Source organism: Niabella sp. CPT15-335-S11 (genome assembly GCF_058792415.1).
The window spans coordinates 1,011,933-1,025,798 of record NZ_JBYTEI010000002.1; the positions used below are offsets into that span (position 1 = coordinate 1,011,933).

Below are 13,866 nucleotides of genomic sequence, written 5' to 3' on the forward strand. Positions count from 1 at the left end.
ATACAAACCGGCTTATCAATCATTTTTCGTTTCTTATTTTTCTTTGGGGCTTTCTATCAAAGCATTCCAGACCAGTGCACTCAAAAGCGCACCAAGTAATGGAGCCGCTATAAACAGCCAGATCTGGGACAAAGCCGCCTTTCCGGAAAAAAGTGCCGGACCGATGCTTCTTGCGGGGTTAACAGATACCCCCGTTATTTTGATACCCACAATATGAATCAGCACCAGGCTCAGACCAATGGCCAATCCTGCAAATCCCCCGTGGATATTCTTGGTAGAGGTCGATCCGAAAATCACCAGCAGGAAGATGAACGTAAATACTGTTTCAGCTATGAAAGCTGCCAGAGTATTGTACTCACCCGCGTTATAACCCACGCCCCAGCCATTTGATCCGAGGCCCCAGGGTTTCATTTCAAAAAATGGATGGTTGCTCACAATCAGGTATAAAAGAGCCGCGCCAAGAGCAGCACCTATAACCTGAGCCAGCATGTAGGTCAACGCCTCGCCCCACTTCATGCGGCCGGCAATGACCATTCCGAAAGAAATTGCGGGATTAATATGGCAGCCGGAAATATGCCCGATCGCATATGCCATGGCCACCACACTGAGGCCAAACGCAAAGGCAATTCCCAGAAGTCCCACACCTGTTGTACCATCGGCGCCTGCAATAACTGCGCTGCCGCAGCCCATTAATACGAGGATCATTGTCCCCAGCATTTCGGCGACAAATTTTGAAGTTGCACTTACTTTCATAGTGAATCGTTTAGGGTTTATAATAATATTCTAAATTAAAAAAATCTTCGTTATCTCATACAGAATTTTTAGTTGATACATTATTCATGGCTGTCAACAACCTGCATTTTAAAGAATTGTAATTATACGATTTTTTCAGAGACCCAAAAAGTATTTCATTCGAGGCAAAATCAAGTTTTTTACCCCTCGGTCCGATTCTGTCCCCCGGATGTCAGTAAAATTTAGCTATACCTAAGCTTCTGCTTATCTTCGCAAAAACTAATACGTCAACCATTAAAACAGATTCTATGAGAAACCTGCTGCCAGTACCCTTCCTGATCATATGCGCTTTTTTTACAGTACTTGGCCCGGATGCTTCAGCCCAGGTAAGTGTTGTGGTAAAAGCCGGAGGCAACCTGTATAACGTGAACCAGATCGACTCTATGAACCACCTGTCCAATACATCCGCGGTTCCGGGATTTCATGCAGGTGTTACTTTTGAAATACCGATTTCAGAAAGGGTTTCATTTCAGCCAACTATCCTGTTCACCACAAAGGGTTATAAGTCGCACATAAAAGGGTCCATCGCAGGGACTAACGGGGACGTCATCTATTTTAATAACAAAACTTCCATGATCCCTTATTACGTGGAAGTTCCGTTGAATGTGGTCTACAAACAACGGCTGGGAAACAACTTCGCCTTCATAGGTGCGGGACCTTACATAGCTTACGGCCTGGGTGGAAGATGGAACAATGAACTATCCGGAACAACACAGACGACCGTTAAGACCAAGGGGACTTTACAGTTCCTGGAAGATTATGGCACGGGTTCAGCATCGGCGGATGTGCTGCCTTATAGCCGCCGGATTGATCTGGGCGCCGGCGCATTGCTGGGATATGAATTTGCCTGCAGGTACAGCGTACAACTGGGAGGGCAGATGGGCCTGCTTAACCTGGAGCCTTATCGGGATGGCCGCAGGCCGGTTTACGCATCAAAACTCACCTATGGCCTCACCCTTTCCCTGGGATACAGGCTGTGATGAGGGCCGGGGCCCTGTTAAAAAATGAAAACTTCTTTTTTATTTTAGCCGGTCGTCTTATATTTGCATCCTGTTCTTTAAAATTCTTATCAAGAAAGGTCGAGGGTATGGCCCTTTGAAGCCTTGGCAACCTGCTACATGACAGCAAGGTGCCAAATCCAGCTCCCTGGAATATGGGAGGAAGATAAGCCAGGTAGTTACGTTTTACTATTTAAAATAGCTTACTCATCTGTCTTTTCAGGCGATACTTCTTTGACCCAGGCTTTGATAGGCTATCAATAAATAGATTAAGATGAGACTAAAGTCAATTTATACAACAGACCACATGAACCAAATTGCGTTCGATACCACTTCTCCCTTCATCGCACCCGCGATGTGTTGTTGTATTTGTTGTATGCCGTAGCGGGCAAAATATACGTTCTCAGCAGAGAGGCTGTCCTCTCCATTCCTTACAATTTTTTTACTTACAGATCATCGGAATCTCATGGAAAAGGAGACAGTCCGTCATACATTTTATTAACCCCTAATATTTAAAAAATAATCAACAAAATGAGTCAATCTTTACACTTCGATACACTACAAGTCCACGCCGGCCAACAGGTAGATCCTACAACAGGTAGCCGTGCCGTACCGCTATACCAGACCACTTCCTTTCAGTTTAATAACACCGATCATGCCGCCAATCTGTTTGGCCTGCGGGAGTTTGGTAATATTTACACCAGGATCATGAATCCGACCACTGATGTTTTTGAACAGCGAGTGGCAGCCCTCGAGGGCGGCGTTTACGGTCTGGCTACAGCTTCAGGCATGTCTGCACAGTTTCTGACACTAACCAATATTCTGAATTCGGGAGACAATTTCGTAAGCACTACCTTTTTGTATGGCGGCACTTTCAACCAATTTAAGGTGTCACTTAAAAAACTCGGCATTGAAGCGCGTTTCGCAGATGGTGACGACGTGGAAAGTTTCCGCAGCAAGATCGACAGCAACACGAAGGCCTTGTACCTGGAAACCATTGGCAACCCCCGTCTGAATATTCCTGATTTTGACAAATTTGCAGCGCTGGCCAAAGAATTTGATATTCCCCTGATTGTAGACAACACATTCGGCACTGCGGGTTATCTGTTCAGACCCATCGAGCACGGCGCTAACATTGTCGTGCAGGCTGCTACCAAATGGATTGGAGGGCACGGTACCAGCATGGGGGGTATAATCATCGATGGCGGGAACTACAATTGGGGAAATGGCAAATTCCCACAATTTTCTGAACCTTCAGAAGGATATCACGGCCTGAATTTCTGGGAAGTTTTTGGTGAGGGGAACCCTCTTGGTCTGCCAAACGTAGCATTTGGTGTACGTGCAAGAGTAGAGGGGCTTCGCGATTTCGGTCCGGCACAAAGTCCATTTAATTCCTGGCTTTTTATTCAGGGACTTGAAACGCTCTCGCTTCGAGTACAACGGACGGTTGATAATACGCTGGCGCTGGCTAAGTGGCTGGAACAAAACAAAAACGTAGAATTTGTTTGGTACCCGGGCCTGGAAAGCAGCGAATACCATGAACTTGCGAAAAAATACCTAAAAAACGGATATGGCGGTGTTCTGCAATTCGGTATTAAAGGCGGACTGGAAAAGGGTAAAAAATTCATTGATTCCCTGAAACTGATCAGTCACCTGGCGAATGTAGGCGACACCAAGACGCTGGCAATACACCCGGCTTCCACAACGCACGAGCAGTTGGGGGCGGAAGAGCGCCAGGCAGCCGGCGTGTTGGACAACCTGGTCCGAATCAGTCTGGGGATAGAGTATATTGAAGATATCAAAGCGGATATTACACAGGCTTTTGACGCAGTATTCGGATAAGCATCTACAAAACCATGGGGCCATCAGGGCCTCATGGTTCATTTTAAAAATACCACATACACTATGAACCAGGGGGTTTTTAATGTTGATCAGCCATTTACACTTGAGAGCGGTTCGGTTCTTCAGGGTTTACATCTCGCCTATACTACATATGGCACATTGAATCCCGAAAAGGATAATGTGGTATGGATCTTTCATGCGCTGACGGCCAACAGCCAGCCACATGAATGGTGGCCGGAAATGATCGGAGAGGATAAGATCTTCGATCCGGCGAATGAATTCATCATCTGCGTAAATATGCCCGGAAGCTGCTATGGCAGCAGCAGTCCGCTCGATATCAATCCTTCCACGAAGGCCCCTTATTTCCACAGCTTTCCTTTTTTCACTACCCGTGACATGATCCGGACCTACCAGTTGCTAAGAAAGTCACTGGGTATTGAAAAAGTTAGAATCGGGATCGGCGGAAGTATGGGTGGTCAGCAATTGTTGGAGTGGGCTATTGAAGAACCGGACTTATTTGAGTTTATTATACCGCTGGCTTCCAATGCTGTACATTCCGCATGGGGCAAGGCTTTTAACGCTTCGCAGCGATTTGCGATTGAAGCCGATACCACCTGGCATGAACAACGCGAGGATGCCGGCAAGAAGGGAATGGAAGTTGCACGGAGTATTGGCCTGCTCTCCTACCGGAATGCAACAGCATATAACAAGACACAGTCAGAAGCCACAGATGAAAAACTGGAGGATTTCAAAAGTGAAAGTTACCAGCGATACCAGGGCACCAAATTGTCGGCCCGGTTCAACGCATTCAGTTACTATGCACTAAGCAAAAGCATGGACGCACATAACGTGGGGCGAGGACGCGGAGGCGTTGAAAAAGCACTTTCCGGGATAAAGGCCAGAACCCTCATTCTAAGCCTGGAAGGAGATATTCTCTTTCCACCCGAGGAACAGGAGTTTATGGCGAGTCATATCAACGACGCTCAGGTCAAACTGATCCGCACGGATTTCGGACATGACGGATTCCTGCTTGAATTTGAACAGATCAGCAGCGCGATCCGATCGTTCCTGAAGCTACGGAGCGTTGATCCGGTTTCATTTGCTATTTGAGGCGGATCGGGAAATATGACTTAATTTAAAACAATAATATAAATATAATTTTAATACTATGAGTAAGCACAAAGAATTGGTCATCGGACTATTCGGTTTTGGCGTGGTCGGCGAGGGTTTGTATAAAGTCCTCCGGCAGACCCCATCCCTGCAGGCCTATATCAAGAAAGTGTGTATAAAACACCCGGATAAAAAGCGGAATGCACCGGCCGAACTCTTTACGACCGACAAGGACGAACTGTTGTTCGATAAAGATATCAACGTTATTGTGGAAGTGATCGATGATGCTGATGCAGCCTACGAGATCGTGAAGACCGCTTTAAAAAATAAAAAGGAAGTTGTCAGCTCCAGTAAAAAAATGATCGCGGCACACCTGCGTGAACTGATAGACCTTCAGCAAAAGACCGGCAGATCATTTTTATATGAATCTTCTGCCTGCGCCTCAATTCCCGTCATCCGCAACCTGGAGGAATATTATGATAACGACCTCTTGCACAGTATCAGAGCGATCGTTAACGGAAGCACAAATTTTATTCTCACCAAGATGTTCGAGGAGAACCTGAGCCCGAAAGAAGCGCTCCTGCTGGCACAGCAATTAGGGTTTGCGGAAAGTGATCCGGTCCTGGATCTGGAGGGATACGACGCTGTCAATAAATGGGCCCTGATTCTGAGCCACGCCTACGGCATTGTAACCACGCCGGATCAGATCCTTTTCAACGGTATCCAAAATATCAACCGGGGCGATGCCGCCGTGGCAAAGGCCAGGGGGCAGCAAATCAAACTGGTAGCGGAGGCCAAAAAACTCCGGAGTGGCGGCGTAGCGGCACTCGTATTACCTCAGTTTGTAACTCCCGATAGCCCACTCTCCTTTGTAAAAAATGAATACAACGGGGTGGTGATTGAAAGCGGATTTGCCGATCAACAATTTTTTTATGGCAAAGGCGCAGGTAGCTTCCCAACTGCCTCTGCGGTGCTGAGTGATATTTCAGCGCTCCGGTATGGGTATAAATACGAATACAAAAAGTTATACCACCACGAACCCAACCAGATCAATGACCAGATCTACCTGAAAGCATTTGTCAGCTTCAGCGATCTCGCAGATATTCCAAAGGACGAGTTTGAATGGATAGAACAATGGCATGCCCAGGAAGACCGGAAGTATTTGTCCGGCGTAATTTCCCTTCAGAAACTAAAAGACAGCACCTGGTGGAAAGAGAACGGCACTTCGCTTATCCTGGAACCCGATCCGGTCATTGAAGACGTTGAGATAAGAAAACTCAAGAAGAAAAGCCTGGAATTAGCCGGCTTACATTAGCCCCGGCAAATTGCCAAGCAACACGAATATGACTTAGATTTGCCGGTATCTATGACCGGCAATTTTTTTTCCAGGGCCACCAACAGGAACGACGGGCGGATCCTGATATTCTTCATGGTGGGATGGCTGATCATCAACCTGATCCAGGCGGCTTTTATCGGCGTTGATAAGGACGAAGCCTATTACTGGTACCTTTCACAGCACCTCGACTGGGGTTATTTTGATCATCCGCCGATGGTAGCGTTGCTCATCAGAATCGGCGAGAGCCTGGCCCACGGCCCGCTATTTACACGCCTCGGTACCATATTGGTGAGCACGCTAACGATCCCGGCGATCTACGCCGCGCTACCCGATCATCTCAGGAAGGTTAAAAATTACCTTTGGTTGTTTGCTGCCGTACTCCTATTTAATGTGTACGGGTTTATAACCACGCCTGATGCCCCCCTGCTCTTCTTCACCGCACTTTTCTTTGCCGGTTACAAATCGTTCCTCGAGAAAGACAAGTGGCCGGCAGTCCTGTTGATGAGCCTCGCCATCACTGGTATGTTTTATTCCAAGTATCATGGAATTTTACCTGTCCTTCTGGTCGTCTTGTCCAATCCCCGGCTATTGATCACCCGGGCTTTCTGGATCATGGTTTTGATCGTGACCCTGCTGTTCCTGCCGCATATTTACTGGCAGTACCAGCACGACTGGCCCACTGTCCGATACCATCTTGTAGAAAGGGTGAGCGGCGCATATCAACTCAGTTACACAACAGATTACCTGCTGGGACAATTATTGGTGTGGGGACCCATCATCTCCCTTCCCTTCTATTATGGTCTGTTTAAGATCACCATCAAGGGAAAATTGATGCGCGCCCATTTTTTCACCTTTATCGGCGTACTCCTGTTTTTCTTAATTTCTTCTTTTAAAAACGGACCGGAACCGCATTGGACGCTGATCGCGGGCGTGTCCTTCGTGGTGCTGTTCATGGAACTGATCAACCAGGGCTCCCCCAGATTCCGGAAAGTTATTATGACCCTTTGCAAAATCAATATCGGTCTGATCCTTTTGGCCAGGATCCTTTTCCTGATCCCCGGATCACCTTTTGAAAAGGTCGTTAATTACAGAGCGTTCTATCACAGTAAGGATTGGGCAGCTAAAGTCTGGCAGGCCGCAGAAAATAAACCCGTTCTGTTCAGCGACTCCTATGCCAATCCATCGCTGTACACCTATTATCATACCGGTGCCCCGGCGACCGCCTATAACACAAAAAATTACAGAAAAACAAATTTCTCACTAACTGGTGATGATTGCGCGTTTAACGGGCAGACGGTCTGGTATTACCGCTCACATGAAAATCCAACATCATCAAACGAAATTGCCATCAGATCGGATTATGAAAACGGCGTACTGATCCCCGTTTCCAATTATACCTGCGTCAATGGAATCAGGATCCGGGCGTCACACATGCCCCATGCTATGAAAGCCGGCGAGACAAAAAAACTAGAACTGGAAATCAGCAACGAGGGAGGCGTGCCGGTTTACACCCGGGCACTCAGGCTGGATTACGCGTTCATTACTGCAAAATTTGAATCCGCCAATTCAAAGGACCGGTTTTTACTGCCAGATACTGTGATGGCGCCGGGATACCGGAGGAAAATAACCATACCTTTTACCGCGCCGACAGCTCCGGGGCATTACCCGACCCTGTTCTCCATCGTTAACGGAATTATCCCGGGCAATTTCGCCAGCCCGTTTTATAAGCTGCAGGTTAATTAACCCTGAAGCCGGCTATTTTATTTTGCAGCCGCAGTCAGCCGGTTTTGAATGATCCGGTTATTGTACTGCTGGATAAAAGCCCTGAGCTGAGTTTCCATCTCCTTTGCCAATGCGGGCTGCGTATCTAGCAGGTTTCTTTTCTCCATCCTGTCGATCTTGTAATTAAATAACCCCGTCGATTTTTCGCCATCAAAGAAAAGCAGGTAATCGCCCTGAAACCACCGGTAACCACCGGAATAGTGAAAGGCGTAACCGGTACCCTTCCTGGTAAGTACATTTTCACCAAATGCCAGAAAGGGTTTGGGGTAATTCAGGTATCCCAGAACTGTAGGCATAATATCCGTCTGTTGTATCAACCCCGGATCTATGCCCCGCATCGTGGAGTCACCCGGAGCATACAGCAGGATCGGAATCGCTGCATCTCCCCAGGCATTATGGTATTCCTTATGATAGGAGATTGTGGCATGATCAGCGGAAATCACAAAAAGCGTGTTTTCGAACCAGGGCTCCCTCTCCGCCTTTGCAAAAAACTTGCGGAGCGCCATATCGGTATAACTGATGCACCGTAAAACCGGCAGTGGACCTTTCTTAAACACGCCTTCGTATTGAGGCGGGACTTTAAACGGATGATGTGAGGATACGGAAAAGAAAACGCTGAAGAACGGTTGTTTAAAAGTCGAGAGTTTTTGCTGGTAGAATTGCATAAATGGTTCATCCCATATCCCCCAAATGCCATCATAATCCGCATCGTTATTATATTCAGTTTTTCCGTAATAGTTGTGAATACCCATCATTTTCATGAAAGCCAGGAAACCCATGGATCCGTTCGGTGCACCATGAAAAAAGGAATTGTAATATCCCTCTTTGCCCAGCAGGTGCGCCAGGCTCTGGATGCTGTCGGACACGTAAGGTGTCAGCACAAAAGGCTCCACGGCACTTGGAATACTGGTAATAATAGATGGCAGCGCATCGATCGATTTCCTGCCACTGGCAAAAGAGTTCCAGTAGACTTTGCTGACCGATGCGAGCGAATCCAGAAAGGGCGTGTATCCCTTATAAGTCCCATGATCCAGATCGTGGTTGTAAAAACCCACCGCCTCTTTGCCAAAACTCTCCAATATAATGATCACGACATTCTTTTTCACAAAGGGCTTGCTGGTATCACCCGGCAAATGAATCGGATCATAAATCCCCGCCAGCTCGGAGTCTGAGAAATAATGGACTTCTTTTATGCTTTTATTATTGAAGGTCCGCACGAATACAAAAGGCGTATTCAACACCAGGTAAACCTCATGCGGTCGCTTTACATACTCCCCTGCATTGCTGATGGTGATCGGCCTGGTACTGTGCCTGAAACCACCCCGGATGCCCCCGACCGCAAGTGGTATTGTGGCCAGGAAAATCAGGGAGGCAGTAACGTAGTAACCTACACTGGATCGTTTGCCGTCTGCAAATTTCCTAACCCTGAGCCGGTCATACAGCCAGATCATCAGGAGGATCAGCAGCACAAAAATGACCGTTACGTACCAATACCCCAACAGGCCCCGGAAAAAAACCTCGGTCCTGTTCTGCTCATTGGAAAATTCCTTGAAAAAAGAAGCGGTAGTCCTTCTAAGCGCGAAACGGTAATAAACCAAATCGAAACAGTTCATGAAAACCGCTATTCCGTTAAAAAGACAGAAAACCCATTTGAGCAATAACTGGTAACCCCGAGAACTCCGCCAGGCATAAGGAATAGGAATCCCCGACAGCAAAATAAACAATCCGTTAAAATACAACATCCCAGCCAGGTCAAACACAAATCCCCCATACAAAATGGAAGGCCAGTCCCCCGCCTGGATCCCCGGAAATAATCCCCTGTTGACAAAGTAAAATATGATCCTGCTGATAAAAAACAGGAACATGGAAACCAGCAGCCTGTATATCCACACCAGGTAATAAGGACCCTCAAACTGCCATTTTGATGGTATTTTTTGAAATTTTATCATTTTCCGGTAAAATGGCTGCAAATGTAAACTTAATATTAAATTTTTGTAAACTTAAAGACACCCGATTAAAACCGGCCGGATTGGACTTAGGTCAGTCACCCTGAAAATTTCCGAAAATAACCCATGAACGCCCGTAGTACGCTTACATTAAATATTGCCCCCGCCGTTTTAGCCTCATTTCCTATCTTTACCACCTGTCAATTTGGCTTTTTTCAACAATAGCACTGTTTTTGAAGAAATACCATATTCTATCGCAACATTTAATTTTTTTAATAAAACAATATGTTTGGTTTTGTCTCAAAGATTTTCGGGGGAAGCAAGTCTGAAAAGGATGTGAAAAAGATTCTTCCGATTATCCAAAAAATAAACAGTTACGCATCTGAATATCAAAATCTTACCAACGATCAGCTCAGGGGAAAGACTGGTGAGTTCAGGCAGAGGATCGGAGAGCATCTGAGCGATATCGACCAGAAAATTGAAAATCTGAATAAAACGGCTGACAACCTGCCCCACGACCAACTGATTGAAAAAGACAGTATTTATCAGGAAGTCGATAAACTGAAAAAAGAGCGGGATAAGGAAATTGAGAAAATCCTGGATGAACTGATGCCCGAGGCATTCGCCGTCGTTAAGGAGACCGCCCGCCGCCTTAAGGATAATACCGAGTTGGTATCGACTGCAACACAGCTCGACCGCGACCTCAGCGTTCAGAAAGATTATATCACAATCAACGGTGACCAGTCGATATTTCAGAATAGCTGGACCGCCGCAGGCGGAAAGATCACCTGGAACATGGTGCACTACGATGTGCAGTTGATCGGTGGCGCTGTATTGCACTCGGGCAAAATTGCTGAGATGGCAACGGGTGAAGGTAAAACCCTGGTGTCAACGCTGCCGGCCTACCTCAACGCACTGGCCGGCGAAGGGGTGCATATCGTAACGGTGAACGACTACCTGGCGCGACGTGACCAGGAATGGAACGGCCCGCTGTTTGAATGGCTTGGGCTGAAAGTGGATTGTATCGACAAATATCAACCCAACAGCTACGAAAGAAGACAAGCCTACCTGGCCGACATCACCTACGGCACCAATAACGAATTTGGTTTTGACTACCTGAGGGATAACATGGTACACACTGCCGAGGAAATGGTGCAACGTAAACACCATTACGCTATGGTGGATGAGGTGGATAGCGTATTGATCGACGATGCCCGGACCCCTCTGATCATCAGCGGCCCGGTTGAAAAAGGCGATGACCAACAATATCATATCCACCAGCCCCGCGTAAAACAATTGTACCAGGAGCAGGAAAAGATTGTGCGGAACAGCCTGAATGAAGCAAAAAGACTGATCGATCAGGGTGAGGACGACCCAAAGACCGGCGGACTCCACCTGTTCAGAGCCTTCAGGGGATTACCGAAATACAGCCCCCTCATCAAATACCTCAGCGAGCCCGGCATCAAAGTTAAAATGCAGAAAGCTGAAAACTATTACCTGCAGGAACAGGAAAGAAATATGAAGGTCGTGGATGCTGAGCTGCTGTTCAAAATTGATGAAAAGAATAACTCGGTGGACCTGACCGAAAAGGGCATCGCCGCCATTACAAAATCCGGTGAAGACCCTGATTTCTTTGTACTGCCGGATATCAGCGTTTCTTTGGCTGATGTGGAAAACAGCGATGCAAAAAATGAGGAAAAACTGAAGCAAAAAGAAGCTATCCTGAATGATTATTCGCAGAAAGCCGATCGCATCCATTCCGTCCAACAACTCCTGAAGGCCTATGCCCTCTTCGAAAAAGATGACGAGTATATTATTGTGGATGGCGCCATTAAAATAGTAGATGAGCAGACCGGCCGTGTCATGGAAGGACGTCGTTATTCCGATGGCTTACACCAGGCACTGGAAGCGAAGGAAAACGTAAAAATTGAGGCGGCTACGCAAACCTATGCCACCATTACCCTTCAGAACTTCTTCCGGATGTATCATAAACTTGCCGGCATGACCGGTACAGCTGAAACCGAGGCTGGTGAATTCTGGAGTATTTACAAACTGGACGTGGTTACAATTCCCACAAATGTACCGATCATCCGCGACGACATGCAGGATCTGGTGTATAAAACAAAACGGGAAAAATATAAATCTGTTATTGATGAAATAGAAAAGCTCCGGAATGCCGGAAGGCCTGTCCTGGTGGGGACTACATCGGTGGAGATCAGTGAACTGCTTAGCAGGATGCTGCAGCAGAAAAAGATCCCGCACAACGTTCTTAACGCCAAACAGCACGCCCGGGAAGCGCAAGTAGTCGCCGAGGCAGGGTTGACGGGAGCAGTTACCATTGCGACCAATATGGCCGGCCGGGGTACAGATATCAAGCTCGGACCCGGTGTAAGAGAGGCTGGAGGCCTGGCTATTGTGGGTACAGAACGGCACGAAAGCCGGAGGGTGGACAGGCAGTTAAGGGGACGTGCAGGCAGACAGGGAGACCCTGGAAGTTCGTTGTTTTTTGTTTCCCTGGAAGATGACCTGATGCGGATGTTCGGTAGTGAGCGAATTGCAGGTATGATGGATAAACTGGGATACAAGGAAGGTGATGTCATCCAGCACAGCATGATCAGCAACAGTATTCAGCGGGCACAGAAAAAAGTAGAAGAAAACAACTTCGGTATACGTAAGCGTCTGTTGGAATATGACGATGTCATGAACAAACAGCGCAACGCTATCTATGAAAAAAGAAATCACGCGCTCTTCGGCGAAAGACTGTCGCTGGATATTGACAATGCATTCAGTATGGTGGCTGAAAGCCTGATTACATCCTTTAAAGAACAGGATGACTACGAAGGTTTCAAACTGGCCTGCATCGTGAATTTCGGCATGGACACTTCTATCACGCCCGATGAATTCCGGACATCAGAACAAGGCAAATTAGCGGACAAACTTTATTCAGAAGCGATAAAGAGTTATGCGGATCACAATGAATCTATTTCCAGCGATGCCGTACCGATCTTCAAAAATATCAGGCATACACAGGGTAGTCACATTGAAAATGTCATTGTGCCGTTCACGGATGGACGGAAGACCATCAATGTGCTTGCTCCCCTCGATAAGACCGTTTCTTCAAACGGAAGGGAACTGATCCTGAGCATGGAAAAGGCAATCACGCTGGCAGAAATTGACAACGCCTGGAAGGAGCACCTGCGGGCAATGGATGACCTGAAACAAAGTGTGCAAACTGCCTATCTGGAACAAAAAGATCCGCTGGTAATCTATAAAGTGGAAGCTTTTCAGCTATTCAACCATATGGGGACCACGCTGAACAAGGATATCATTACATTCCTGACGCAGTCTGGCTTACCCGCACCTGAACCAAGCCAACCGGCCCAGCAATACCGGGAAGGAAGGACGCAAAAAACCGATTATTCCAGGATGCGCGTGAACAAAGCTGAAGTGGACGCGGCAGGACAGGAATACGGCGCCAACGAGAATGATTATTTCGACCCTTCAGGTCCCGTTAAACAGGAACCGGTGCGTGTGGCTCCTAAAATTGGGAGAAATGATCCTTGTCCCTGCGGTAGCGGTAAGAAGTACAAGCACTGTCACGGTAAACACGAATAAGTTATTGAGGCTGCCCGACCCGGCAGCCCTTTTTCATTTATAGCTCAATTTTTCTAAATGTTGATTTTGGAAATTTGGGTTGATTTATCCGCCGCTTTTTTTGGTCTGCGTATAACCATTGCGCTGCAACCATTGTAGTATTTTTTCTCTTTGGTCACCCTGGATAATGATCTCTCCATCTTTGGCGCTACCACCCGTGCCGCAAAATGATTTCAGTTGCCGGGCAAGCTCTTCCAGGTCTGAAGTACTGCCGGCAAATCCCCTGACTACTGAAGCCGTCTTGCCACCGCGCTGCCTGGTTTCCAGCCAGACCCTTAACTTCTGGCTTCCGGGCGGAAGGGTTTCCGGTTCTCCGGACGGACCTTCAAATTTAAAGCCGGGGTCAGTACTGTAGACATACCCCTGTTTATCTGACTTCAGTTTTTTCATCTTTTCCCAATTTTAA

The 13,866-nt window shown here is 47.2% G+C and carries 9 protein-coding genes and 1 riboswitch; of the genes, 6 read left to right on the plus strand and 3 right to left on the minus strand.

All coding sequences use genetic code 11. The features are described 5' to 3' along the window. Positions 1–33: 33 nt before the first annotated feature. A complete protein-coding gene (aqpZ, locus tag AC3WS5_RS10640; protein WP_492467353.1) occupies positions 34–753 on the minus strand; it encodes an aquaporin Z in 720 nt (239 codons plus the stop codon). A 287-nt stretch (positions 754–1,040) separates the two neighbouring features. Here aqpZ and AC3WS5_RS10645 point away from each other — a divergent pair, with 287 nt between their 5' ends. The 5 genes from AC3WS5_RS10645 to AC3WS5_RS10665 all read left to right on the plus strand — a co-directional run bounded on the left by AC3WS5_RS10645 (position 1,041) and on the right by AC3WS5_RS10665 (position 7,821). Beyond that, positions 1,041–1,772 (plus strand): porin family protein, encoded by a 732-nt coding sequence (locus AC3WS5_RS10645; protein ID WP_492467354.1) that lies wholly within the window; start codon positions 1,041–1,043, stop codon positions 1,770–1,772. Positions 1,773–1,855: 83 nt separating this feature from the next. Beyond that, positions 1,856–1,963, plus strand: a riboswitch (SAM riboswitch). 358 nt (positions 1,964–2,321) lie between these two features. Next, complete coding sequence (locus tag AC3WS5_RS10650) at positions 2,322–3,632, plus strand: O-acetylhomoserine aminocarboxypropyltransferase/cysteine synthase family protein (protein ID WP_492467355.1); 1,311 nt, start codon at positions 2,322–2,324, stop codon at positions 3,630–3,632. A 63-nt stretch (positions 3,633–3,695) separates the two neighbouring features. Beyond that, entirely contained in the window at positions 3,696–4,742 is a 1,047-nt protein-coding gene (locus tag AC3WS5_RS10655) for a homoserine O-acetyltransferase family protein (protein WP_492467356.1), read from the plus strand. Between the two features lie 58 nt (positions 4,743–4,800). After that, a complete protein-coding gene (locus tag AC3WS5_RS10660; protein WP_492467357.1) occupies positions 4,801–6,057 on the plus strand; it encodes a homoserine dehydrogenase in 1,257 nt (418 codons plus the stop codon). 51 nt (positions 6,058–6,108) lie between these two features. After that, the gene (locus AC3WS5_RS10665) at positions 6,109–7,821 is read left to right on the plus strand and encodes an ArnT family glycosyltransferase (RefSeq protein WP_492467358.1); all 1,713 of its coding nucleotides are present in this window, start codon (positions 6,109–6,111) and stop codon (positions 7,819–7,821) included. Between the two features lie 17 nt (positions 7,822–7,838). On the opposite strand, the gene AC3WS5_RS10670 is transcribed toward AC3WS5_RS10665, so the two are convergent. Then, positions 7,839–9,809: an LTA synthase family protein gene (locus tag AC3WS5_RS10670; RefSeq protein WP_492467359.1), complete on the minus strand. Its 1,971-nt coding sequence runs from the start codon at positions 9,807–9,809 to the stop codon at positions 7,839–7,841. Positions 9,810–10,091: 282 nt separating this feature from the next. Between AC3WS5_RS10670 and secA the strand changes: the two genes are divergently transcribed. Beyond that, complete coding sequence (gene secA / locus AC3WS5_RS10675) at positions 10,092–13,421, plus strand: preprotein translocase subunit SecA (RefSeq protein ID WP_492467360.1); 3,330 nt, start codon at positions 10,092–10,094, stop codon at positions 13,419–13,421. Positions 13,422–13,505: 84 nt separating this feature from the next. Here secA and AC3WS5_RS10680 read toward each other — a convergent pair whose 3' ends face one another. Beyond that, on the minus strand, positions 13,506–13,850 hold the full coding sequence (locus tag AC3WS5_RS10680; RefSeq protein WP_492467361.1) for a translation initiation factor: 345 nt from the start codon (positions 13,848–13,850) through the stop codon (positions 13,506–13,508). Positions 13,851–13,866 lie beyond the last annotated feature (16 nt).

Excerpts from the sequence above, each read along its gene's own strand:
- aqpZ (WP_492467353.1), bottom strand. The coding sequence starts at position 753 with ATGAAAGTAAGTGCAACTTCAAAATTTGTCGCCGAAATGCTGGGGACA.
- AC3WS5_RS10645 (WP_492467354.1), top strand. The coding sequence starts at position 1,041 with ATGAGAAACCTGCTGCCAGTACCCTTCCTGATCATATGCGCTTTTTTT.
- AC3WS5_RS10650 (WP_492467355.1), top strand. The coding sequence starts at position 2,322 with ATGAGTCAATCTTTACACTTCGATACACTACAAGTCCACGCCGGCCAA.
- AC3WS5_RS10655 (WP_492467356.1), top strand. The coding sequence starts at position 3,696 with ATGAACCAGGGGGTTTTTAATGTTGATCAGCCATTTACACTTGAGAGC.
- AC3WS5_RS10660 (WP_492467357.1), top strand. The coding sequence starts at position 4,801 with ATGAGTAAGCACAAAGAATTGGTCATCGGACTATTCGGTTTTGGCGTG.
- AC3WS5_RS10665 (WP_492467358.1), top strand. The coding sequence starts at position 6,109 with ATGACCGGCAATTTTTTTTCCAGGGCCACCAACAGGAACGACGGGCGG.
- AC3WS5_RS10670 (WP_492467359.1), bottom strand. The coding sequence starts at position 9,809 with ATGATAAAATTTCAAAAAATACCATCAAAATGGCAGTTTGAGGGTCCT.
- secA (WP_492467360.1), top strand. The coding sequence starts at position 10,092 with ATGTTTGGTTTTGTCTCAAAGATTTTCGGGGGAAGCAAGTCTGAAAAG.
- AC3WS5_RS10680 (WP_492467361.1), bottom strand. The coding sequence starts at position 13,850 with ATGAAAAAACTGAAGTCAGATAAACAGGGGTATGTCTACAGTACTGAC.